Raw genomic sequence first — 22,034 nt, 5'->3', positions numbered from 1 at the left:
CCTCGGTCGGCGGCCGGGCTCGCGAAGCCATGATGTGATTCATCGCGATTTCGCGGGATTTCCACGGCGTTTCCACAGAATTTCCACATCGCGCGTTCGTAATGACCGGCGTGCGCAACGCGCGCCTCACCGCCCGCCAGGCGGCTGTCCCCAACCACACGACGCGAAAAATCGCTTCCGGGCACAATGACAGCGGCATCGGCAGGCACTGCGCGTGCCTACGACGATGAACCGAATCGACTGAATGGTTGCACCGGCGCTTTGCCGCGCCGGTGAATGTGCGCGGCAGCCCCATGCCGCGTTTTTTGAGCCGAAGTGACGAAAAGATGAAGACGAAAACGACACCGAACCGCCTGTTGCTGATCGCTGCGCTGGCCGGCGCGCTGAGCGGTACTGTCCACGCAGAGACGGCGGCCGCCACGGCGACCGTTGCGACGGTCAACGGCACGCCGATCACGCAGGCCGACGTCGATACGCTGCTGCGCGCGTCCGGGCAACCCGACTCGCCGCAGATCCGCCAGGCGATCAAGAATCAGCTGATCACGCGCGTGCTGATTCAGCAGGCCGCCGAGAAGGCGAACTATGCCGACAAGCCCGAGGTCAAGGCGGCGGTGCAGCAGGCGAAAACGAATGCCGAAGTGCAGCTTTACCTGCGCGACAACGTGAAGCCCGAGCCGGTGACCGACGAGCAGGTCAAGGCGCGCTACGACGAGCTCGTGGCCGCGCTCGGCAAGAACGAATACAAGCCGCGCGTGATCGTCGTCCAGGATCCGATGACGGCCGCGACGGTGCTGAGCGAACTGAAGGCGGGCAAGTCGTTCGACGGGCTGGCGCGCCAGTACAGCATGGCGCCGAGCCGTGATACCGGCGGCGAGTTGCCGTGGGTCAGCTTCAACACGCCGGCGACGGAAGGCAAGACGTCCGGCTTGCCGTTGCCGGTCGCGCAGGCACTCGAGAAACTGAAGGTCGGTGCCGCGACGAACGATTCGATTCCGGTCGATGGCGTGCGGGCGATCGTGAAGCTGGATGCGAAGCGGCCGACGCAGGTGCCGGGCTTCGCGACCGCGAAGCCGGGGCTTCAGCAGCAATTGCAGGCGGCCGCCGTGGAGAAGGCGAGTGCGCAGATGATCGGCAACTTGCTGAAGGACGCGAAGATCACGCAGTAATGCCGCGGCGTCGACACGCCGGGCGTCACGCGCGCCAGATCATGCTCGCGCTCGTGTCGGTTTCCGATTCGTTGCGGAAGCCGAGCCGTTCGTAGAGCCGCCGCGCCGGGTTGCCATGCAGCACGCTGAGCGACACGGGCACGTGCGCGTGTGCCGCGTCGTCCAGTAGTGCGTTGAGCACGGCCTCGCCGATGCCCCGGCCCTGGTGTGCAGGGAGGATCTGGATCTGGTGCACGTGCCACTCGTCGGTGGAGCGTGTCACCTTCAGCAAGCCGATGGCGTCATCGCCTTCGCAGACGATCATCGCATCGTCGAAGTGCGCGCGGATGCGCCGGTCGTGCGCGTCGTCGTCGGTCGGTGCGCCAACGCGTTGCAGGTGCTCGGTCATCGTGAGGCGACGCAGGTTCAACAGGAACGGCAGGTCGGTGGCAGACGCCGGGCGCAGGCGGATTGCGGGTGTCATCGTGCAGGCTCGTTAGTTCGGGAATGCGGGATCGTCGACGAGAAGGTCGCCCCCCGCAGCGAATCATTCCCGATGGTGGGCAGCCGGTCAAAGGGCGCGGCGCCGCATCGGGCGCGCATGCGTGGCCGATCATCCCGTGTGCCGGCCGGATGCCTTTTGCGCATCGACGAGATTGGCGATCAGCGTGTCGACCACCACGCGTTTCAGGCTCACGAGCGCGGCACGCGCATCGCCTCCGCCCGCATGGAGGCACACGTCTACAGACGGCAGCGGCGGCAGGCCGTCGCGCTCACCGAGTTGCCGCAGCGTCGGCGGCACACCCACCATCGTTCTCGCCGTAATGCCCAGTCCGCCCGCGACGCCGGCCCACAGGCTTTGCAGGCTGCCGGTCGTGTAAGCGAGCCGCCACGGGATGCCGGCCGTGTCGAGCGCATCGGTGCCGGCCTTGCGGAACAGGCACGGCGGTTTGTACAGCGCGAGATCCAGCGGCGCGCCGGCTTGCGGACGCACGTCGATGCCATGCGGCCCGATCCACGCCATCGGCAGCGTGACCAGGTGTTCCGCGTCGGCGCGATGCCCGCGGCCCATCGCGAGCACGAGGTCGAGTTCGCCGCCATCGAGCCGGTCGAGCAGCGCGCCGTTGCCGTCGACGACGATGTCGACGCGCACGCCCGGATGGGTGCGCTTGAACTGGCCGAGCGCGACGGGCAGCCACGATTCGGCGAAGTCGCCGGGCAGCCCGAAGCGCACGGCCCCGTCGATCGCCGCGCCGCGAATCGCGCCGACCGCCTCGTCGTTCAGTTCGAGAATGCGGCGGGCATAGGACAGCATCAGTTCGCCGGCTTCGGTCGGCACGAGGCCGCGCCCCTGTCGGCGAAACAGCGGTTGGCCGATCTGCGTTTCGAGCTTGCGCATCTGCTGGCTGACCGCCGATTGCGATCGGCCGATCCGGTCGGCGGCGCGGTTGAGGCTGCCGAGCCGATCCGCGGCGATTAGCGTGCGCAGCGCATCCATGTCGAGATTCGGAAGCGTCATGATTCGGTTTTTCTTATAAGTCGATTTCGAATTATCGTATTTATTGCACATTCCCGTCGCTACCATCAAGTGAACCGGTCGTTCCGGTTCACGGGGATGCGCGCGATACGCGGCTGCGGATGTCCGTGAGGTTTTTTCCCTTCTTTCCTACAAGGACCGTGAATGAACATCCGCTCGATATTCCGCCAGGGCTTTCCCGGCATGCTGCTGGCCGCATCGATGATTCCCGGCGACGCATCGGCCGCGCCGTCGCTCGCGGGGACGTGGACGCTGGTCGCGGCGGACGTACGACATCCCGACGGCACGGTCGGCCGCGACTATGGTGCCGATCCGAAGGGGCTGCTGCTGATCGACGTGCACGGGAACTATTCGCTGCAGATCTTCAGGTCGGAGCGCCCGCGCTTCGCGTCGAACGACAAGGCGACCGGCACGCCGGACGAATTCCGTGACGCCGTGCTCGGCTCGAGTACCCACTACGGCACGCTGACCGTCGATCCCGCGAAACACACGCTCGCGTTTCACATCAGCAATGCGTCGTACCCGAACTGGATCGGGCAAACGCAGACGCGAAGCTATCAATTGAAGGACGGCGAACTGAGCTACAGCGTGCCGCCGCGTGCCAACGGCGACATACCGATCTCGGTGTGGCGGCGGGCGGATTGAATCGGGAGGGCGTTCGACGCGGGTGGCGTACGGGTGCGATCGCAGCCGGCCCGCCAGGTGGCGGGTAGCCGGCATTGACCGATGACCGGCGCCGGCCGCAGTTGATTGCCGTGCTGGCCGGCGCGCGCCCGATTACCACGCCGTCGTGATCGCTGCCGGCCCGTCGTGCGACGGGAAGTGCGGCAGTACCTCCTCGGCCAGTTCCTGGATGATCTCCGCCGCGGGCCGTTGCGAGAACTGGATCCCCAGCGCGACATGGTTCACGCCTGCTTCGCGCCATTCGTTCAGCAGTGCGATGAGTCCGTGGCGGCCGGTCCGCAGGATGAACCCGCCGTGCAGCGGCGTGCGCGGGTAATCGGGATCGTCGACGAGGTCGATCCATTCGTTGGTCATGTGCGGCCGGAATCCACCGTCGGGAATCAGTGCGCGCCACGCGCGGATTTTTTCTGCGAGTCGCTGCGGGCCGGCGCGGGTGTGCGAATCGCCGGGATAGGTCAGCCAGCCGTCCGCGTGCTCGGCGATCCACGTGAGCGGCTGGCCCGATGCGCCGGTGACGATCAGCGGTACCGCGCCGATGGTGGCCTTCGGAAGCAGCTCCGCACCGTTGAAGCGGCCCAGTGGGGATTCGATCGTCAGGTTTCCTGCCCGCATCAGTTTGCGGAAATAGGCGACTGTGTGCGCGAACCGTTCGCCGCGCGACGCATGCGCGAGACCGTAGGCTGGAAACTCGATGGGCCGGTCGCCGGACGCGATGCCCATGACGAGACGGCCGCCGGACAACCGGTCGATGGTGGCCGCGCTCTTGGCCAGATCGATCGGATGGCGCAGCGAAAAGATCGCGCTGCCGGTGGCGAGCGCAATGCGCGTGGTTCGGGCAGCGAGGAAGGACAGGTAGGTGAACGGGTCGAAGACCTGCCCCGCATCGCCGAACGACGGGTCGAACAGCGGCACGTCGCGGACCCATACGGCAGCAAAGCCGCGGCGGTCGATGTCCGCGACGAGGCCGGCCTGCCCGGTCAGTACGCGCATGTCGCCTTGGTAGGCGCGCAGCGGCAGGAAGATGCCGAGGGTCAACTGGTCCGCGGCGAACATGCGCCGATAGCCGGGGTGGGCGGAAAAAGCCGGATTCGACGCTCCGCTAGGCGCTTGCGAGTCATTCATGGCATGCAGGGTCAGTGACGGTGTGGCGGTTCGGGAAGAGCGAGTCCTTGCGCGTGGTCGCTGCGTTGAAGCTGTCGGGCGACCTGCCGGCGCCGGGATCGATCATTGCGGTTTTGATGTAGGCGGACTAAATCTGATGGTGTGTGTGATTCGTGTGCGCTTTCAGAATGGTCGGCTACATGTCGCGATGGAAAAAGCGATAATTTCTGCCCGATGAGTTTAGGTAAGCTAAATACAATGAGCGCCGCTCCGCCGTTGCAGGCGCTGCGTACCTTTGTCGAAGTCGGCCAGCGCGGCAGCATCAAGGCTGCCGCCGAGGCGCTTCATGTCACGCCGGGCACGATCAGACAGCCTGAAATATCCGCTGCTGCATGACGCCGACCGGGCCGACTGGCCATTCTGGTTTACCGCGCATGGTGTGGCCCACGACACGCGGGCCGCGCGCGGCTCGGCCTTCGAGGACGACTTTCTGCTGATTCGCACCGCGGAAGCCGGGCAGGGCAAAACGCTGGTGCCGGAGCAATACGCCCGTGACGAAATCGCCGTGGGGCGGCCCGAGCGGGTGCTGGGTCTCCGTGGCCCGCGCGGTTCGCCTGCTACGCGGTCATGCGCCCGGTTTCGAGCGCGGGCCCGTCGTAGGTGACGCGGAAGCGGCTCATGGCGTGCGGTCATGTGGAAAGTTGGCTGATGACGCGGACGATACCTGAAGCACATGCTTTCGGACGCCTTTCATGCCAGGTGCGAACCACCGGCCGCGGGCGATTTTGGCCGTCCGGCCAAGACGACGCTCGGACGTATCCCGGCCGTACCCGGCACACACCGAACTTTTCCGATACTTGCCCGGTCACAACCGCCAGCTTGCGGGCGCGCGGGCGCCCGGAACGCGCTTCCGGCCCCGGTATTCCCCGGCCCGCCCCGTGCGCATATCATTCGCACATCGCGCACCTGCCGACCGCAGGCGCAGCACACAGGGATTCTCGATGGACACCAAACGATCGCGGCCGGGCCTCGTCGCCGCGCTGCTCTGGGCGGCGCTGTATCTCGCGACCGGCTACATCTCGCACCAGTTCAACGGCCCCGTCCGGCTGACGGGCTACATCTGGCTGCCGGCCGGCGTGACGGTCGGCGCGTTCATGCTGCGGCCGATGCGCGAATGGCTGACGCTGGCCGGCGCGTTCCTGGTCGGGCAGCTCGCGCTGACCGGCATCGAACACGGCAGCCTGGTCAACGCGGTGCTGTTCACGGTCGACGAGGTCGGTGCGGCCGCGCTTGCGGTGTGGCTCGTCCAGCGTGTGCGCTTCTCGCTCGAAGGGCTGTATTTCCTCCGCTCGGTGATTCTTGCCGGCTTGATCGCGGGCGTGGTCGGCGCGATCGGCGGCGCGGCGTGGTACACGGTGGTCAAGGGCGCGCCGTTCTTCGACGTGTGGTCGGTGTGGGCCGCGTCCGACTTCGTCGGCGTGCTGCTGGTCACGCCGGTGCTCGCGTCATGGTCGCGCTTTCGCGCGCACCGCTCGGGCGACCACGAGCGCTTCGACCTGGTGCTCGGCATGGTTTCGTTCGTGCTGGTCGTGGGCGCCGCGCTCGTGATCTTCGACGGCGACACGTCGCAGAAATTCGGCACGGGCGCCGGCTTCGCGCTCACGTATATCCCGTTGTTCCTCACCGTCGCGGTGACGCTGCTGCTCGGCGGCCGCGCGGGCTCGTCGTCGGTGCTGGTGCTCGCACTGATCGTGATCGAGCAGACCGCGCAGGGCGACGGCCCGTTCGCGTCGTTTCACGAGCACTACGGCAGTGCGCTGCTCGAGGCGCAGCTTTATCTGGCGGTCGCGTCGCTGCTGGTGCTGACGGTGAGCACGCTGAAGACGACGCGCGAACGCGTGCACGAGCATGCGGCGGTCCTGCAGAACAACATGGAGCTCGCGCTCGCGAGCGCCGGCCAGATCGCGTACGTGCTCGATCCGGAGTCGGAGCGGATCGAGTGGAGCGGCGACGTCGAGCGCGTGTTCGGCGTCGGCGTCGCTGCGGCAGAGATCGCGAGCGTGCCGCTCGTGCTCGAACGCGTGCAGCCGGGCGATCGCGCTGCGTTGCGCGACTACTGGAATGCGGAGATCGCCGGCGAGGATCGCGCGTCGCTGTCGCTGCGTATCGTGCAGCGCGACGGCGGCACGCAGACGATCACCGATCACGGCGCGCCGCTGCTCGATTCGAATGTCGACGTGACGGTGGTGGCGGGCGTCTGGCAGATCGAGCGCGTGTGGCCGGCGGACGAATGAGCGGAGACGCGTCATGACGGGCCGCACGGGCGTCCTGCTGATCCACGGGCTCGGCGGCACGCAGTACGATCTCGGTTCGCTGCACAAGGCGATGCGGCGTGCGGGCGGCGATACGCACATGATCACGCTGCCCGGGCACGGTACGCGCCCCGAGGATCTGGTCGGCGTGCGCGCGGAAGCCTGGCTCGACGCGGTGACCGAGCAGTATCGCGCGCTGGAAAACGATTACGACACGCTGCATGTCGCGGGCATGTGCATGGGCGCGCTGGTTGCGCTGCTGCTGTGCCATCGCGTGCAGCATGCGCGCGGCCGGCTCGCGCTGCTGGCCACGCCGGTGTTCATCGACGGCTGGTCGACGCCGTGGTACCGGGCGTTGCGGCATGTGCTGTATCGCGTGCCGGGTGTCGCGGAGCGGATGCGCGTCGAGGAAGGCGATCCGTTCGGCATCAAGAACGCGACGATCCGCGCGATCGTGAAGAAGAAGTTCGAGCGCGAGGACAGTTTCCACTATGCGTGGGTGCCGCTCGCATGCGTGCGCCAGGTCGACCGGATGCGCGACTGGGCACTGGAGGCCGCGGCCGGCACGCCGTGCCCGACGCTCGTGCTGCATGCGCGCGAGGACGAACTGACGAGCCTGCGCTCGGCCGATTTCCTGCTGGAAAAGATGCCCGATGCGCGCGGGATCGTGCTGGAGAACAGCTACCACATGATCTGCGCGGACAACGACCGCGACGACGTCGCGCGCCACGTGCTCGAATTCTTCGGGTTCGATCCGGTGCATGCGGTCAGCCCGGCGATGGCGCGCAGGATGGGGCGGCTGGAGACGTGATCTCCTGACGGCGCCTCACGCCGCTTCCGGCCGGCGGGCGAGCCGTTCGCGGATCTCGGGCGGTGCAAGACAGGTGGCCACGGCTTCGTAGCCGGGCGCACCGGGGTAAGGCGCCACCCGTGAAGGCGGGCTGTGATTGGCCGGGCACAGCAGGATGGTTTCGTCGGGGCCGACCGCCGACAGATCGAGGATCGCCGACGAGCGCGTCAAGAGGAACAGCGGCCGCATGCCCGCGGCGGCGCGTTCGCGCAGATGGGCAATCAGTGCCTGTTGCGTGGGCCGGTCGAGATCCTGTTCGATCATGTCGACGACGAGCGCGCGCGGGCCTTCGGCTTCGAGACTGGCGAGCAGCGCGGTGAGTGCCGCCGACGGTGTCGCGCCCAGGTCGGAGAGCGATGCCGATGCGTGGGCGACGCGCGACTTCAGCGCCGGATCGGTGCGCAGCGCGTCGCGAGCCGCCACACCGTCGTGGTCCAGCCGATCGAGGCCGACGAACAAGGCGCCGGGCAGTGCGTCGGCGAGCCGGAGCGCCAGCCGCGTCTTGCCGCTGCCCAGCGAACCGATGATGTAGTTCAACGGACGGATATCCCGCAACTCGAACCATTCGCCGCCCCACGGCCAGGGGAGACTGAATGCAACGCCGGTGGCCGCCGGGTCGAGCAGGCGAGTCAATACGCCGCCGTCGGGCATCCGGCCGCGCGCCAGATCGGCGCGGATCGCGCGAACCCTGTCGACCTTGCCGACCAGATCCTGAATGCCGCGCTCGAGCGCCGTTTCATGGGCCGCCAATGCGTCGCTCAGGCTGCTGGCGTCGCCATTCAGCACGCTCGCCACCTGGGCGAGCGTCAAGCCGAGCGCACGCAGCGCCGCGATTTCGGCCGCACGCGCCAGATCGTCCGGGCCGTAGGCCCGGTATCCGGCCATCGTCCGCCCGGGCGCGATCAGTCCTTGCCGTTCGTACAGCCGCAGTGCCTTGACCGATACGCCGAGCCGCGTAGCGGCTTCCGATGCGCTCAGGCCGCGCGTGACATCGCTCATGGGTCACCTTCGGGTCGTCGATTCGTTGCGATCAGCATAAAGGCGATCCCAGGGGCCGGGTCAATCGGGTGCCGGCATGTTTTGGCCGGCCGCGATGCGGGAACGCGCGCGTCGAACCGCCGATGAACGACGCCGCATATCTGGGAGAATGCGGTTGCGCCGGTTCACGGCCGTCGCGGCAATGGCAAGGGATTCAACAGGTGAAGAATTGACCGACAACGAAGAACTTTCGCTCCACCGGGAGAGCCGCTTCTGGCGGCTGCCGCTCGTGAGAGCGTGGATCCAGGGGCATGGCCGCGACGGCTATTCGTTCCGCCTGCTGCTGTGGCCGCCGGTGATCGTGTTCGTGCTCGAATTCGTCTGCATGATCTTCGATGCGCTGTACACCAGCATCGCGATCAGCGCCGTCGCGACGCTGTTCCTCGGCTTCGCCGGGTACCACGGCGCGCAGCGCGAATGGCTGGTGCCCTCCGCGACCACGCGCGCGCTCGTGAAGGCACGCATGAAGAAGGCGGCCGAGCGGTTCTCGTCGCTCGGCGTGGGCGCGACCGTGCTCGCGATCTTCGTCGCGGCGACGTCGCTGTCGCTCGTGATGTCGGGTCAGCCGGTGCTCGACAGCGTCTCGAAGGAGGCGGTGTCGATCTTCATCGCGCTGGTGTTCCTGCCGGTGTACGTGTCCGGCGCGGTGCGCAAGCTGGCGATCGCGCGGATCGAGGAAGTGGAGGCGCTGCGCAACTCAACCCTTGGCACCCGCCTGAAATTCGACCGGGCCGGCGCCGTGCGTGCGGTCGTCGTGCAGGGCGCGGCCGGGAAAGGGACGGTGTCCGTGCTGGAGTACACGGTGCTCGGGTTCAACCCGCCGCTCGAACAGGTCGGGCGCGAACCGCGGGCGTGACGGTGTAAAGGCGGGTGGCGTCTCAGTCCGGAAAGCGCTCGTATTCCGGCGCCGGCACGAGGTTGTCGGGCCACTGCACTTCGAACCGCGTGCCGCCCGCGCCGGTCGGCACGCACACCGCTTCGCCGTGATGCGCATGCGCGATCGCCGCGACGACGGCGAGCCCGAGGCCGCTGCCGCCGGGCTGCGTGTCGTCCGCGCGCCGGAAGGCCTTGAACACGTGCGGCGCGAAATCGGCCGCGATGCCGGGGCCGTCGTCCTCGACACGCAGCCGGCACATTCCTGCTTCGATGCGCGTCTGGATCCGGATCGCGCCGGGCACCGCGTGGCGGCGCGCGTTTTCCAGCAGCGCCAGCAGCGCCTGACGGATACGCACCGGGTCGCAGCGCATGCGCCGCGTGTCGAGATCGAGCACCGGATGCTGGCCGGCGGCCTGCAATGCGTGCGCAAACACGTCGACCACGGTGCGCACCTCGGCGGCGAGATCGGCGTCGCGGATCTCGATGCTCAGGTGGCCGCCATCCGCGAGGCTGACCACGCGCAGATCCTCGATCAGCCGCGTCAGCCCTTCGACCTGCGTGAGCAGGCTGCGGAACTGCGCTTCGTCGGGCTTGAACACCCCTTCGGCGAGCCCCTGCAGGCGCCCGCGCAGCACCGTGACGGGCGTGCGCAGCTCGTGCGCGATCGCGGCGTTCCAGATCGCCTGCTCGTTGGTCACGCGCTGCAACTCGTCGGCGAGCGCGTTGAAGTTGTCGGCGAGCAGCGCAGCTTCGTGCAGCGAGCGGTCGCCCGTGACGGCGCGCGCGCCGAGATCGCCGCGCGCGACGCGGCGAATGCTGTCCGTGACCGAGTTGAGCGGCACGAGGATGCGGCGCGCGAGATTGACGGCGACCGTGACCGACAGCGCGAGGCCGACCGACGTGGTCGCGATCAGCCATAGCCATTCCGGCGCGGTCGGCAGCCAGTTCTTCGTGTTGAAATGCGCGGGCCAGTAATTGAACGCGACGTAGTAGAAGACGGTGGCGGTGAGCACCATCAGCAGTGTCACGCCGAACACCATCCCGGCCATGGTCAGCGCGATCTGCCGGCTCAGGCCATCGAGCTTCACGTTCAGCTCCAGAGCTTGTAGCCGACGCCGCGCACGCTGACCGGCACGCCCTGCACGCCGAGATCGTCCAGCTTCTTGCGCAGCTTGCTGACGTGGCTGTCCACCGTGCGTTCCAGCGCGTCGCCTTCCGGCAGGCAGGTGGCCATCAGCTCGGCACGGCTGAACACGCGCCGCGGCGCGCGCGCGAGTTGCGCGAGCAGCTTGAATTCGGTGAGTGTCAGCACGAGCGTGTGCCGTTCGCCGTCCACGTCGAGCGTGGCTTCGTGGTGTTCGAGATCGATCTCGAACGGTGCGACCCGCAGCACGCGCTGTTCTTCCTGGCGGGAGCTGGCCATCGAACGGCGCAACACAGCCTGCGCGCGCGCGACGACTTCGGCGGGATTGAACGGCTTCACCACGTAGTCGTCGGCGCCGATGCGCAGGCCGGTGAGCTTGTCGATGTCCTGGTCGAGCGCGGTCAGCATGATGACGGGCGTGTCGCCGCGATGACGGATTTCGGCGAGCACCTTCCAGCCGTCCACATGCGGCATCTGCACGTCGAGCAGCACGAGGTCGGGCTTGAGCTGCAGGTGCAGTTCGAGTGCGCGGCGGCCGTCGGCCGCGTGCACGGTGCGCAGGCCGCCGCGCGCGAGATAGGCGGTCAGGATCTCGGCGATCTCGGGTTCGTCCTCGGCGATGAGGACGAGCGCCTGGGCGTCCTGGCCGGCACTGGCAGGGGGCGGGAGATCAGGCTGGGCCATACGTGTGAGTCCATTGGGGTTTCCATCGAGTCGCCATACTACCGCATGGGAAACGCCGTCGAGCAGAGGTCGGGCGGCGTTGCGCGCCGGCCCGTGCCGGCGCGTTCACGAACGATATGGCGCTGATGGCCGGCCCGCGCTCGCGGCGGCGGGCAGGCCCCCTGTCGGCTACGTGACGGTGCGCGAAGCGCATCGCGCACGCGGTGCCGACGGACCGCGGTGCGCCGTGTCAGTGGCCGACTTCCTTCAGCAGCGCGGCGGCCGCGAGCTTGCCGATGCCGTTCGACGCGAGCGGGCTGTCGCCCGTGATCAGCTTGCGGTCCTGGTGGCAGCGGCCGGTCATGTCCTTGTTGAGCACCTTCGCGCCGAGCTTTTCCAGGCTTTGCGCGACGAGCCACGGCAGCGGGCCCGGCATGTAGCCGATCTCGAGGTTCGGGCCGGTGTCGAGCGCATCCGGGAACACGCACATCTCGTAGCCCTTGAACGGGAAGTCCTGCGGATCTTCGTCCACGGCAGCGGACAACAGGCTCGCGGGCCCGTGGCACAGCGTGATGATGTGCCGGTCGTAGTCGAGCGCCCAGTGCAGCGCGCGCTTCACGTCCTTGCTGTACGGAATGCCGGCGAGCACGCCATGGCCGCCGGGGATGAACACGGCGATGTACGGCGATTTGGCGCCAGGGTCGGCGTCGAGCACGTCGGACAGCTTCAGCGGCGCCTTGAGCTTCGGCAGGTACTTCCGGTACGTGCTCTGCACCGCGGCGTCGTCGCCCGGCATCGCCCAGAGTTCGAGTTTCGCGGGGTTGCCCGACAGCGTCGCGATATCGATCTCGAAGCCGGCCTGGTCCATGTGATGCATCGGCAGCAGCATTTCGACCGGATGATTGCCGGTCGAGAACATCTTGCCGTTCGTCATCAGGATGTAGCGCTCGTCGGTCGCGATCATCAGCACCTTCCACTTGCCGCCCGTGTACGGATTCGGGTAATCCGCGCCGGTGAAGTCGGTCTTCGACGACGTGTACTGCGACAGCGAATACGGGGACGGAAAGTACGCGTTGTTTTCGGCCGGATCGGGCGTGGGCGTTCGGTCCATCTGCGGCTGTTCGGAAGTCATGGCTGCTCCTTTCTCGGGGGGACGGATTGAGGATTCGGCATGGAAAACGGCCAAAACACGTGCATTGCGCATGCGCGGTTTCGAATCGGCGGCGTGGGCCTCCGTTCATGCCCGGGGCGAGGGGATGCGCGCCCCGAACGACCGGTTGCGCGCCGTCATGAATCGTACAGCGGCACCCGTCGCGCTACGCCCCCCCGATCAGGTGGGTCGTGACATCGCGCCGCGCACCTGGCGCACACCGTCGTGGATACGCCCGGCACGTGACGCGCGGATGTCCGCCGGGCCGGCGCGCAACCGCCGACTCCCCCTGACAGGGGGGGCGCCGAAGCCGGTGCGTCGGGTATCGTGGCCGCACTCGCGAAGACCGGCCCCGGCGCACGCACGGGCCGAGCCGCACGCGGGCGCGCATTTTTGCCCGGCCGGCATCGTGCCTGACCGGTCGCTTCTGGAGCCATTCATGAATCCGTCACAGCCGCATTTGCACGATGCGCCGACTTCGTCCGCGCATGCGTATCCGCTGCTGATCAAGCAGCTGCTTCACACGCCGCTCGCCACGCGGCCCGAACAGGAGATCGTGTACGGCGATCACGTTCGGCACGATTACTGGACGTTCCGGCATCGCATCGGACAACTGGCGAGCGGGCTGGCGTCGCTCGGCGTCGGCGCGGGCGATACGGTCGCCGTGATGGACTGGGACAGCCATCGCTACCTGGAGTGCTATTACGCGATCCCGATGATGGGTGCGGTGCTGATGACCGCGAACGTCAGGCTGTCGCCCGACCAGCTGCTGTATACGCTGAACCATTGCGGCGCGCGTGTCGTGCTGGTGCATCGCGACTTCCTGCCGTTGCTGGACGGTATCCGCGACCGGCTCGATGCGGCGCAGCACTTCGTGCTGATCGCGGACGGCGCCGAGACCGAACTGCCCGACGGTTTCGCCGACGAATACGAACGGCTCGTCGCGGCCAGCTCGCCCGATTTCGCGTTCGGCGATTTTGACGAGAACACCCGCGCGACGACGTTCTATACGACCGGCACGACCGGGCTGCCGAAAGGCGTCGCGTTCAGCCACCGCCAGCTCGTGCTGCACACGCTGGCGGGGATGGCCGCGCTGTCGAGCGCGCGCGATCGCGGGCGCCTGCATCGCGACGATGTCTACATGCCGATCACGCCGATGTTCCACGTGCACGCGTGGGGGCTGCCCTACATCGCGACCACGCTCGGGCTCAAGCAGGTCTATCCGGGGCGCTACTCGCCCGACGGGCTGCTGGCGCTGATCGCGCGCGAGTCGGTGACGTTCTCGCACTGCGTGCCGACCCTGCTCGGCATGATCCTCGACTGCCCCGCATCGGCGTCGGTCGATCTCTCGTCGTGGAAGGTGGTCGTCGGCGGCTCGCCGTTGCCGGAAGGGCTCGCACGGGCGGCGCTTGCGCGCGGTATCGACGTGTACACCGGCTACGGGATGTCGGAGACCTGCCCGCTGATGACGATCGCCCAGGTCGATGCATCGCCGATGGCGAACGGCACGGCCGACGACGACCTCGCGCGCCGGACCAGGGCGGGGCTGCCGCTACCGCTCGTCGACCTGCGCATCGTCGATGCGCAGTTTCGCGACGTGCCGCATGACGGCCGTGCGGCCGGCGAGGTCGTCGTGCGCATGCCGTGGGCGACGGCCGGCTATCTCGGCGACGCGCCGGCGTCGGCGTCGTTGTGGGCCGGCGGTTATCTCCATACGAACGACATCGGCGTGATCGATCCGGAGGGCCGGCTGCAGATCACCGACCGGATCAAGGACGTGATCAAGACGGGCGGCGAATGGGTGTCGTCGCTGGAACTCGAGGACATCCTGTCGCGCCATCCCGCCGTACGCGAATCGGCCGTCATCGGCGTGAAGGACGCGCGCTGGGGCGAGCGGCCGCTCGCGCTCGTCGTGCTGGCCGACGACCAGGTGGGGCGAGTCAGTCCGGCCGAGTTGCAGGCGCACGTGAAGCAGGTGGCCGATCGCGGGCTGATTTCGCGATACGCGGTGCCGGAGCGGCTGCTGATCGTCGACGCGATCGAGAAGACGAGCGTCGGGAAGATCAACAAGCGGGCGCTGCGGGAGCGCTACCAGCCCGCGTGACGATGCGGCCGGCCGGGCGCCGGCCGCATCCGTTCATCCGAGTGTCGTCTTGCCGAGATCCTCGAAGAGCCGGACGTTGTCCCAGTAGGCGGCCAGCCGCGCAATGCGGCCGTCGGCATCGAACTCGAACACGAACGCGTGCCGCAGCGTGAACGACCGGCCGCGATTCCGGATGCCGAGAAAGTCCCGCGCCTGCGTGCCGCGGATCGTGACCTCGGCGGTGGCGTGGCGGCCGGCATCATCCGCATGAATGGCGTCGATCCCGTTCGACAGGTCCGGGAATGCGTCCAGCAGCGCGCCCCAGGTCATCCTGCCGTGCGTGGCGACCGGCGCAGCCGCGCCGGCCGGCACGTAGTCGAGGCTGGCAGCGGGGGAAAAAAGCGCCAGCATGCCTTCGATGTCGTGCTGGCGATACCGGTCGAAAAAGGTGGCGACGACGTCGCGACGGTTCATGCGGACTCCTGGTGGAAAGGCTGGGCAACGGCCCCGACGGGCGGCGCGAGCCGGCCGTGCAGGACACCTTCCGGTCAGGATGGGGCGACTTTCCCGGCGCGGTAGCCCCCCGAATGGGGGGCTGAACAGCATGCGCGCGATCGAGAACAATGCGAGTCCTTCCGTTCGACCGACGCGCGCCGCGGTACGGACATCACCTACTTTTGACGGCCGCCGCCGTGTCGCTATGCTGTTTCGGCGCGCGGCGGCTCCGCGCCGCGCACCGGGCCGCATGGCGGCCCGGCCTTCCAGGCGGACGTACGCGCGCAGCGCAAGGAGAACAGGAACAGCATGACGTCCAGCGACAGCAGACAGGCAGCAGGGCCTGCGGACGCCGACGGGATCGAAGTGCTGGTGCGCACCAAGCTCGCACCGGCATCGGCCCGTGGAATCGTGTCGCGCATCGCGCGCTTCGGCCGGCTCGCGCGCGGCCTCGATCGCCGGCTGACGCTCGTGTGCGCACCGGCCGGGTACGGCAAGACGACCGTGCTGGCGGAGTGGCGCCACGCGCTCGTGGCGACGAACGTGAAGGTCGCCTGGGTGAGCCTCGACCAGGACGACGACAACGCGTCGATCTTCTCGTCGTACGTGGTGGCGGCGATCGTCGATGCGACGGGCGGTGTCGGCGGCCGCGCGCAGCGGCTGCTGCGCGATCGCGCGCTGATTCCGCTGAAGATCGTGTTCGATGAACTGCTCAACGAGCTGGAGGTCGCGGGCACCGAACTGGTCCTGATGCTCGACGACTACGACCGCCTCGCGTCGCCCGTCATCCACGACGCGATGTTCGAGTTGCTGCGCTATGCGCCATCGAACCTGCACGTGGTGCTGTCGTGCCGCTCGGCGCCCGCGTTGCCGCTCAGCTATTTCGAATCGCGCGACGAACTCGTCCGGGTCGACGAAGAGGATCTGCGCTTCGACGATGCGGAGACGCGCGCGTTCTTCGAGCGCGTCGCCGGCAAGCCGCTCAGCGCGGAAAACGTCGGGCGGCTGCGCGCGGCCACCGAAGGTTGGGTGTCGGGCCTGCAGCTCGCGGCGCTCGCGTTGCGCGACGACAACGATGCGGCGCGCGTTGCCGAACAGGTCGGCCACGCGCGGGCCGGCATTGCCGCGTACCTGAACGAGAACGTGATGACGCAGGTGCCGGACGCGATCCGTCATTTCCTGCTCTGTACGGCCGTGCTGGACCGGATGACGCCCTCACTGTGCGATGCGCTGACTGGCCGCGACGATGCCGTCGCGTGTCTGGAATGGCTGAGCGCGCACAACCTGTTCATCCGCTCGGTCGATGGCGGCCGTCAGAGCTACCGCTATCACGCGCTGTTCCTGCAGTACCTGCGCGAGGAGCTTACGTTACGCCGGCCGGATGAGGTCGCCGTGCTGCAGCGCCGCGCGAGCGCGTGGTATGCGGCCGAGCGGCAATGGCCGGACGCGGTCCGGCATGCGCTCGCGGCCGGCGATTTCGACGCGGCCGCCGGCTGGGTCGAGGCGTGCGCGATGAAGCTGATCGCAGCCAGCGACGTCCGCACCGTGCTCGACTGGGTGTCCCGCCTGCCGGAGCAGGCGCTGGCGGGCCGCCTGCGCCTGCGCATCGCCCACGTGTGGGCGCTCGCTTTGTCGATGCAGATAGTCGACGCGCGCCGCGCGCTGGAGGCGATCGAAGCCGATATCGATGCACGGCGCGTCGGCACGGACGCGGTCACCGCGACCGAGCTGCTCGGCGTCCGCTCGCTCATCGCGGGGCTGTCGGACCGGAGCATCGAGTCGCTCGAGCTCGGCGAGCGCGTGCTGGCGGCCGGCCCGCCGGCCGGCTCGTGGGTCGAGCAGATCGGGCAGACGACGCTCCTCTTCGGGCTCGGCTACGCGGGCCGCCTCGACGACGCGCTCGACCTGCGTGCACGGGCGGAACGTGCGGCGTCGGGCCACGAGCCGCTGTTTGCGCATGTCTACCGGCAGAACATGTCCGGCCTCGCCGAATTCGTCGCGGGCCGCCTGCACGATGCGTCGAAGACGTTCGAGACCGCGCTACGCGGCGCGGAACGCTCGGCCGGGCGGCTGTCGGCGGCGACGGCGCTGTCGGCCGGCTACCTGTCCGCGATCTATTACGAATGGAACGACTGGCCGAAGGTGCGCGAAGCACAGCGCGACCGTTTCGACATCGCGATGCAGGCGTGTTCGCTCGGGCCGCTGCTGCGGTTCATGCAGACGGCCGCGGTGCTGCAGTTCCGGTCGGGCAACGAGGCCCGCGCGCACGAGATGCTCGACGAAGCCGATCACATCGCCTGCAGCCGGCAATGGTTGCGGCTGCGCGTCGCCTGCATGGCGACCGGTGTTCGGCTGCATGTGAGCGCGGGGAAGCTGACACAGGCTCATCGTGTCGGGCGGGCGCTGGCGGCGCTGGTGTCGGCTGAACCACCGGAAGCCGCGTCGAGCTACGTCGAGACGTGGCAGATGGCGCAGTCCGCGCGGGCGCGGCTGCTGCTTGCCGATGCGCGTGCGAACGAGGCGGCCGAGGTCATGGCCACAGTGCACGACGTGCTGGCCGCGCGCGGCTTCGACTGGTTCGCCGCGCAGGCCGCCGTGCTGCGTGCGGTCGCGCTCGAACAGGCCGGGCAGGAGGACGACGCACTGGCCGTGCTTGCCCCTGCGCTCGAATATGGGCAAGGCAACGGGCTCGTGCGCACGTTCGTCGACGAAGGCGCCGTAGCCGAACGCCTGACGGCGCGCGTGCTGAAGCGGGCCGACCGGTTTCCGGCGGTCGGTGCGTGGTATCTGCGCGAACTCGCGCGCGCGTTCGACGCGGACCGGGCGTCGAATGCCGCGCCGACCGCACGGCCCGGCACGACCGGCAACCTGAGCGCGCGCGAGGTGGAGATCCTCGATTACGTCGCGCGCGGCCTGTCGAACAAGGAGATCGCCCGCGCGCTGCGCGTTGCGCCGGAGACGATCAAGTGGCACCTGAAGAACATCTTCGAGAAGCTCAACGTCACGTCGCGCATCCAGGCCGTGCGCAGCGGGCTGGCGCTCGATGCGTCGGCCCGCACGCGCGTCGGCGACGAATAGGCGGGGGCGCTCGGCGCGCCGACGTTGCCACAGGGCGACGGGCTCATCGATGTGAGTCGAACGCGGACACGATCTCGTCGATCGTCGCGCGGATGCGCGCGGTGTGGCGCAGGTCGCGATGCGTGACGAGCCAGACCTCGTAGGGCGCTTCCCGAGTCTGCGCGGGCCAGATGCGGGCAAGGCCGTCGCGTTCGCCCATGTGCACCGGCACTTCGCCGATGCCGAGGCCCGAGCGCAGCGCGGCGCGCATCATCAGGCTCGAATTCATCCGCCCGACGATGCGCCCTGCAGCGATCGGCTCGCCGGCGATCGCCGGCTTCCGGCTCGCGTCGACATACGGCTGGTAGACGACCAGGTCGTGCCCCGCGAACGCGCTGCCGCGCACGGGCTCGCCATGCCGTTGCAGGTAGTCGTGCGACGCGAACAGGCCCATGTCCCAGCACGCAAGGCGGCGCGCGACGAGATCGGGGTTGTCGGGCCGCACGGTGCGCACCGCGATGTCGGCCTCCCGTTTCGCCAGGTTCAGCACTTGAGTCGACGTGTTCAGCGAAACACATACGTCGGGATGTTTCGCATGCAGCCGCGCGATCGACGGCATCACGAATTCGAGCGCGAGCGCATCGGTCGTCGTGATCTTGACCTCGCCGGCGAGCCGCCGGTCGACGCCCTGCGTCAGCCGGACGAGCTCGTGCGCATGCAGCTCCATCGCCTCGGCGGCGCGCAGCGCCAGCTCGCCGACCGGCGTGGTCAGGTAGCCCTTCGACGAGCGCAGGAACAGCGTGGCGCCGAGCATGTGCTCGAGCTGCGCGAGCCGGCGCCCGACCGTCGCCTGGTCGACCCCGAGCGTTTGTGCCGCGCGGCGCAACGTGCGTTCGCGATGAATCGCGAGGAACACGCGTGCGTCGTCCCAGTTCATCGCTTGTGCTGACTGATGCATTTTTGCATTCCTCGTTCGGCAATTCACTGCGTGCCCGCGAGCGGCACCGTCCCTAGACTGTCTTCACACCCATTGCGATGCCGCGATTCGAGGATGATCCGCGAATCGGCCGCGCATCGACGAACGTTGAGGATCATATCGTGACTGATGACGTGAAACCCCTGCCCGCCAACATGACGGCGATCGAAATCGTGCGTCCCGGCGGCCCCGACGTGCTTGTGCCGACCACGCGTCCCGTGCCGTCGCCGGGCCGCGACGAAGTGCTGATCCGCATTCACGCGGCCGGCGTGAACGGCCCCGACGTATTCCAGCGCAAGGGGCTGTACGATCCGCCGCCCGGCGCGTCCGACATTCCCGGCCTCGAAGTTGCCGGCGAAGTCGTCGCGGTCGGCCGCGACGTCACGCGCTTCGCGATCGGCGACGAAGTCTGCGCGCTGATTCCGGGCGGCGGTTACGCGGAATACGCGGTGGCGAACGAGAGCAATACGCTCGCGATTCCCGAAGGCCTCGACATGACGGAGGCGGCGGCGCTGCCCGAAACCTTCATGACGGTCTGGCTGAACCTGTTCCAGCGCGGCCAGTTCGCGGCCGGCGACAGCGTGCTGATTCACGGCGGCGCGTCGGGCATCGGCACGACCGCGACGATGCTGGCGAAGGCGTTCGGCGCGTCGACCATCATCACGACGGTGGGGTCGGAAGCGCAGCGCGACGCGAGCCTGCGGCTCGGTGCGGACCTCGCGGTCGAGTACCGCAACGAGGATTTCGTCGATGCCGTGAAGCGCTTCACCGACGGCAAGGGCGTGGACGTGATCGTCGACATCATCGCCGGCGACTACGTCGCGCGCAATTTCGCGGCAGCCGCGATGAACGGCCGCATCGTCCAGATCGGCGTGATCAACGGGCCCGCGAAGGAGCTCGACCTGTTCCCGATGCTCACCAAGCGTCTCACGCACATCGGCTCGACGCTGCGCTCGCGCACCTACGAGGAGAAGGCACAGCTCATCCGTGAACTGGAGGAAGCCGTGTGGCCTCTGATCCGGCAGGGCACGGTGAAGCCGCAGGTCTACCAGACCTTCGATCTCCGCGATGCGAGCGCCGCGCACGCGCTGATGGATTCCGGCCGCCATATCGGCAAGATCGTGCTGCGCACGCCGGCTTCCGCCGCAGACGGCAAGCATTCCACATGATCGGGCCGCGCTTCAGCCCCCCGGACGGGGGGCTGAAGCCAACGCGACGAATGGCGACAATCGGTACCACTGAACATGACGGCGCGCAGCGCGATCGACGGCCCCGGTGCGGTTCGATGCGTGGCGAGCCGTGGTTCGAAACCGAGGCTGCGTCGTGCGGCCGGGTGCGGGCTGGCCCGATCGTGCGCGCGGCGAATGGCGCGACGGCCGTGATGGGCGATGAATCGAAATGGACATGCTTGAAAACATGCGGACGTTCGTGCGTGTCGTGCAGGCCGGCAGTTTCACAGCCGTCGCGAGGCAGGGCGACATGGCGACCGCGCAGGTGTCGCGGGCCGTCGCCAGCCTGGAGGACTATGCGCAGATCCGGCTGCTGAACCGGACGACCCGCAAGATCGCGCTGACCGACAGCGGGCGGCGCTATTTCGAGCGCCTGCTGGCGATCCTCGGCGATGTCGACCAGGCGAACGCCGAAGCGCGCAATGCCCTGGTCCGACCGTACGGGCGGCTGCGCGTGCATACGATGCCGGGGCTCGGGCAGAGCCACGTGACCGCGTCGGCCGTCGCGTATCAGGCAATCTTTCCCGAGGTGTCCGTCGAAATGACGTACTCGCAGCGGCTGCCGAATCTCGTCGAAGAGGGGTACGACGTGTCGGTCGTCACCGCGTCGAGCCTGCCCGATTCCGGCTACATCGCGCACTCGTGCGGCCGAAGCTACAGCGTGCTGGTCGCGTCGCCGGCCTATCTCGCACGGCACGGCACGCCGAGCACGCCGGCGGAACTCGCGGGCCATACGTGCCTCTGCCTCGATACGCCTGCCGACGCGAATGGCGAATGGCAGTTGCACGGTGCCGGCGGGGACGTCGCGGCGCACACCGTGACCGCCGCGTCGTTTCACGCCAATGCGCCAGAGGCGCTGTCGATCGCGCTGCGCGCCGGGCTGGGCATCGGTCCGCTTGCGATCTATTCGGTCATCGACGATTTGCGCAGCGGGCGGCTCGTCCGCGTGCTGCCCGATTATCGGCTGACGATGCTCGACGTCTACGCGATGTTCGCGTCCCGGCGATTCGTGGACGCGAAGATCCGCACCTTTCTGGATCACCTGCGCGCGACGCTGTCGCCCGCGCTGGCGGCCGACGAACACGCGCTCGAATCGATCGCCGCGCCGCGCGGCCGGGCGCGCACCCGCGCGATGTCGGGTGCGGTGGCCTGACCGCTTTCCCCCGCAGTTTCCCCCCCGCAGTCATGTTCGATCCTTGAGGAGAATTCGATGAAGATCCGTCTTGCCGTCGTTGCAGGTTGTGTCGCGCTGTCGCCGATTCTGGTTCATGCGCAGTCCGGCGCGCCCAATGCGGATGTGTCCGGCCCGCAACGGGTCACCACGTCGCCGGCCGCGTCGTCCGTCGCGTCGCCGTCCCCGTCTGCGGCGGCGCGGTCGGCGAAGAAGGCCGATCGCGCCGCCGATCGCGCGTTCGCGAAGAAGGTCCGCCAGGCGATCACGAAGGCGCCCGGCATCGGCGGCGCGCAGGTCACCGTGTTTGCGAAGGCGAAGACGGGCGACGTGACGCTGGCCGGGCAGATCACGGACCAGGCGCAGGATCAGGTCGCGGTGGATGCGGCCCGTCAGGTGCCGGGTGTCACGTCCGTGAAAAGCCGGTTGCAGTTGCGTCTGGAAGGCTCGCAGTAACGGGCATGTGCCCCCGGGCGGCCACGTCCGGGGCATTCGTTGGATGAATGACGCACCAGGGCGCGCG

General features: G+C 68.3%; 20 protein-coding genes. 11 read left to right on the top strand and 9 right to left on the bottom strand.

Annotation, left to right across the window (positions count from 1 at the left end):
* The first annotated feature begins 326 nt into the window (after nt 1–326).
* Nucleotides 327–1,166, top strand: a complete 840-nt coding sequence (locus LGN19_RS17100; RefSeq protein WP_226216176.1) for a peptidyl-prolyl cis-trans isomerase — start codon at nt 327–329, stop codon at nt 1,164–1,166.
* A 25-nt stretch (nt 1,167–1,191) separates the two neighbouring features.
* On the opposite strand, the gene LGN19_RS17095 is transcribed toward LGN19_RS17100, so the two are convergent.
* A complete protein-coding gene (locus LGN19_RS17095) occupies nt 1,192–1,629 on the bottom strand; it encodes a GNAT family N-acetyltransferase (RefSeq protein WP_226216174.1) in 438 nt (145 codons plus the stop codon).
* Between the two features lie 129 nt (nt 1,630–1,758).
* Nucleotides 1,759–2,664 carry a LysR substrate-binding domain-containing protein gene (locus LGN19_RS17090; protein WP_226216172.1) on the bottom strand — a complete coding sequence of 302 codons (906 nt, stop codon included), beginning with the start codon at nt 2,662–2,664 and terminating at the stop codon, nt 1,759–1,761.
* A 162-nt stretch (nt 2,665–2,826) separates the two neighbouring features.
* Here LGN19_RS17090 and LGN19_RS17085 point away from each other — a divergent pair, with 162 nt between their 5' ends.
* Nucleotides 2,827–3,327 carry a lipocalin-like domain-containing protein gene (locus tag LGN19_RS17085; RefSeq protein WP_174956631.1) on the top strand — a complete coding sequence of 167 codons (501 nt, stop codon included), beginning with the start codon at nt 2,827–2,829 and terminating at the stop codon, nt 3,325–3,327.
* A gap of 132 nt (nt 3,328–3,459) precedes the next feature.
* On the opposite strand, the gene LGN19_RS17080 is transcribed toward LGN19_RS17085, so the two are convergent.
* Nucleotides 3,460–4,419, bottom strand: coding sequence for an LLM class oxidoreductase (locus LGN19_RS17080; protein ID WP_264173095.1), 960 nt, complete (start codon nt 4,417–4,419; stop codon nt 3,460–3,462).
* Between the two features lie 306 nt (nt 4,420–4,725).
* On the opposite strand from LGN19_RS17080, the gene LGN19_RS17075 reads away from it, so the two are divergent.
* The 3 genes from LGN19_RS17075 to LGN19_RS17060 all read left to right on the top strand — a co-directional run bounded on the left by LGN19_RS17075 (nt 4,726) and on the right by LGN19_RS17060 (nt 7,590).
* A complete protein-coding gene (locus LGN19_RS17075; protein ID WP_226216167.1) occupies nt 4,726–4,863 on the top strand; it encodes a helix-turn-helix domain-containing protein in 138 nt (45 codons plus the stop codon).
* Between the two features lie 605 nt (nt 4,864–5,468).
* Nucleotides 5,469–6,761: an MASE1 domain-containing protein gene (locus LGN19_RS17065; RefSeq protein ID WP_175222128.1), complete on the top strand. Its 1,293-nt coding sequence runs from the start codon at nt 5,469–5,471 to the stop codon at nt 6,759–6,761.
* 13 nt (nt 6,762–6,774) lie between these two features.
* Nucleotides 6,775–7,590 carry an alpha/beta hydrolase gene (locus LGN19_RS17060; RefSeq protein WP_226216165.1) on the top strand — a complete coding sequence of 272 codons (816 nt, stop codon included), beginning with the start codon at nt 6,775–6,777 and terminating at the stop codon, nt 7,588–7,590.
* A gap of 15 nt (nt 7,591–7,605) precedes the next feature.
* Here LGN19_RS17060 and LGN19_RS17055 read toward each other — a convergent pair whose 3' ends face one another.
* On the bottom strand, nt 7,606–8,628 hold the full coding sequence (locus tag LGN19_RS17055) for a MerR family transcriptional regulator (RefSeq protein ID WP_226216163.1): 1,023 nt from the start codon (nt 8,626–8,628) through the stop codon (nt 7,606–7,608).
* A gap of 208 nt (nt 8,629–8,836) precedes the next feature.
* Between LGN19_RS17055 and LGN19_RS17050 the strand changes: the two genes are divergently transcribed.
* Nucleotides 8,837–9,523 (top strand): hypothetical protein, encoded by a 687-nt coding sequence (locus LGN19_RS17050; protein ID WP_226216161.1) that lies wholly within the window; start codon nt 8,837–8,839, stop codon nt 9,521–9,523.
* Nucleotides 9,524–9,545: 22 nt separating this feature from the next.
* Here LGN19_RS17050 and LGN19_RS17045 read toward each other — a convergent pair whose 3' ends face one another.
* From LGN19_RS17045 to hchA, 3 genes are all read right to left on the bottom strand, one after another.
* Nucleotides 9,546–10,631 (bottom strand): ATP-binding protein, encoded by a 1,086-nt coding sequence (locus tag LGN19_RS17045; RefSeq protein WP_226216159.1) that lies wholly within the window; start codon nt 10,629–10,631, stop codon nt 9,546–9,548.
* 2 nt (nt 10,632–10,633) lie between these two features.
* The gene (locus tag LGN19_RS17040) at nt 10,634–11,371 is read right to left on the bottom strand and encodes a response regulator (RefSeq protein ID WP_226216157.1); all 738 of its coding nucleotides are present in this window, start codon (nt 11,369–11,371) and stop codon (nt 10,634–10,636) included.
* Nucleotides 11,372–11,600: 229 nt separating this feature from the next.
* Nucleotides 11,601–12,482 (bottom strand): glyoxalase III HchA, encoded by an 882-nt coding sequence (hchA, locus tag LGN19_RS17035; protein ID WP_226216155.1) that lies wholly within the window; start codon nt 12,480–12,482, stop codon nt 11,601–11,603.
* Nucleotides 12,483–12,939: 457 nt separating this feature from the next.
* On the opposite strand from hchA, the gene LGN19_RS17030 reads away from it, so the two are divergent.
* Nucleotides 12,940–14,604 (top strand): fatty acid--CoA ligase, encoded by a 1,665-nt coding sequence (locus tag LGN19_RS17030; protein WP_226216153.1) that lies wholly within the window; start codon nt 12,940–12,942, stop codon nt 14,602–14,604.
* Nucleotides 14,605–14,637: 33 nt separating this feature from the next.
* Here the strand turns inward: LGN19_RS17030 and LGN19_RS17025 are convergent, their stop codons facing one another.
* Nucleotides 14,638–15,057: a nuclear transport factor 2 family protein gene (locus tag LGN19_RS17025; protein WP_122948495.1), complete on the bottom strand. Its 420-nt coding sequence runs from the start codon at nt 15,055–15,057 to the stop codon at nt 14,638–14,640.
* 330 nt (nt 15,058–15,387) lie between these two features.
* Between LGN19_RS17025 and LGN19_RS17020 the strand changes: the two genes are divergently transcribed.
* A complete protein-coding gene (locus LGN19_RS17020; protein ID WP_226216152.1) occupies nt 15,388–18,156 on the top strand; it encodes a LuxR C-terminal-related transcriptional regulator in 2,769 nt (922 codons plus the stop codon).
* A 43-nt stretch (nt 18,157–18,199) separates the two neighbouring features.
* On the opposite strand, the gene LGN19_RS17015 is transcribed toward LGN19_RS17020, so the two are convergent.
* On the bottom strand, nt 18,200–19,093 hold the full coding sequence (locus tag LGN19_RS17015; protein WP_226216150.1) for a LysR family transcriptional regulator: 894 nt from the start codon (nt 19,091–19,093) through the stop codon (nt 18,200–18,202).
* Between the two features lie 173 nt (nt 19,094–19,266).
* On the opposite strand from LGN19_RS17015, the gene LGN19_RS17010 reads away from it, so the two are divergent.
* From LGN19_RS17010 to LGN19_RS17000, 3 genes are all read left to right on the top strand, one after another.
* Nucleotides 19,267–20,280: an NAD(P)H-quinone oxidoreductase gene (locus tag LGN19_RS17010; protein WP_122949671.1), complete on the top strand. Its 1,014-nt coding sequence runs from the start codon at nt 19,267–19,269 to the stop codon at nt 20,278–20,280.
* Between the two features lie 229 nt (nt 20,281–20,509).
* Nucleotides 20,510–21,493 (top strand): LysR family transcriptional regulator, encoded by a 984-nt coding sequence (locus LGN19_RS17005; protein ID WP_226216149.1) that lies wholly within the window; start codon nt 20,510–20,512, stop codon nt 21,491–21,493.
* Nucleotides 21,494–21,550: 57 nt separating this feature from the next.
* Nucleotides 21,551–21,967 carry a BON domain-containing protein gene (locus LGN19_RS17000; RefSeq protein ID WP_226216147.1) on the top strand — a complete coding sequence of 139 codons (417 nt, stop codon included), beginning with the start codon at nt 21,551–21,553 and terminating at the stop codon, nt 21,965–21,967.
* Nucleotides 21,968–22,034: the final 67 nt, after the last annotated feature.

This window comes from Burkholderia sp. AU30198, assembly GCF_020419825.1.
In the GTDB taxonomy this organism is placed as follows: domain Bacteria; phylum Pseudomonadota; class Gammaproteobacteria; order Burkholderiales; family Burkholderiaceae; genus Burkholderia.
Note: the sequence above shows the minus strand (reverse complement) of the source record. Positions and strands in the feature narration are given on the sequence as shown.

Excerpts from the sequence above, each read along its gene's own strand:
- LGN19_RS17100 (WP_226216176.1), top strand. The coding sequence starts at position 327 with ATGAAGACGAAAACGACACCGAACCGCCTGTTGCTGATCGCTGCGCTG.
- LGN19_RS17095 (WP_226216174.1), bottom strand. The coding sequence starts at position 1,629 with ATGACACCCGCAATCCGCCTGCGCCCGGCGTCTGCCACCGACCTGCCG.
- LGN19_RS17090 (WP_226216172.1), bottom strand. The coding sequence starts at position 2,664 with ATGACGCTTCCGAATCTCGACATGGATGCGCTGCGCACGCTAATCGCC.
- LGN19_RS17085 (WP_174956631.1), top strand. The coding sequence starts at position 2,827 with ATGAACATCCGCTCGATATTCCGCCAGGGCTTTCCCGGCATGCTGCTG.
- LGN19_RS17080 (WP_264173095.1), bottom strand. The coding sequence starts at position 4,419 with ATGTTCGCCGCGGACCAGTTGACCCTCGGCATCTTCCTGCCGCTGCGC.
- LGN19_RS17075 (WP_226216167.1), top strand. The coding sequence starts at position 4,726 with ATGAGCGCCGCTCCGCCGTTGCAGGCGCTGCGTACCTTTGTCGAAGTC.
- LGN19_RS17065 (WP_175222128.1), top strand. The coding sequence starts at position 5,469 with ATGGACACCAAACGATCGCGGCCGGGCCTCGTCGCCGCGCTGCTCTGG.
- LGN19_RS17060 (WP_226216165.1), top strand. The coding sequence starts at position 6,775 with ATGACGGGCCGCACGGGCGTCCTGCTGATCCACGGGCTCGGCGGCACG.
- LGN19_RS17055 (WP_226216163.1), bottom strand. The coding sequence starts at position 8,628 with ATGAGCGATGTCACGCGCGGCCTGAGCGCATCGGAAGCCGCTACGCGG.
- LGN19_RS17040 (WP_226216157.1), bottom strand. The coding sequence starts at position 11,371 with ATGGCCCAGCCTGATCTCCCGCCCCCTGCCAGTGCCGGCCAGGACGCC.
- hchA (WP_226216155.1), bottom strand. The coding sequence starts at position 12,482 with ATGACTTCCGAACAGCCGCAGATGGACCGAACGCCCACGCCCGATCCG.
- LGN19_RS17030 (WP_226216153.1), top strand. The coding sequence starts at position 12,940 with ATGAATCCGTCACAGCCGCATTTGCACGATGCGCCGACTTCGTCCGCG.
- LGN19_RS17025 (WP_122948495.1), bottom strand. The coding sequence starts at position 15,057 with ATGAACCGTCGCGACGTCGTCGCCACCTTTTTCGACCGGTATCGCCAG.
- LGN19_RS17020 (WP_226216152.1), top strand. The coding sequence starts at position 15,388 with ATGACGTCCAGCGACAGCAGACAGGCAGCAGGGCCTGCGGACGCCGAC.
- LGN19_RS17015 (WP_226216150.1), bottom strand. The coding sequence starts at position 19,093 with ATGCATCAGTCAGCACAAGCGATGAACTGGGACGACGCACGCGTGTTC.
- LGN19_RS17010 (WP_122949671.1), top strand. The coding sequence starts at position 19,267 with ATGACGGCGATCGAAATCGTGCGTCCCGGCGGCCCCGACGTGCTTGTG.
- LGN19_RS17005 (WP_226216149.1), top strand. The coding sequence starts at position 20,510 with ATGGACATGCTTGAAAACATGCGGACGTTCGTGCGTGTCGTGCAGGCC.
- LGN19_RS17000 (WP_226216147.1), top strand. The coding sequence starts at position 21,551 with ATGAAGATCCGTCTTGCCGTCGTTGCAGGTTGTGTCGCGCTGTCGCCG.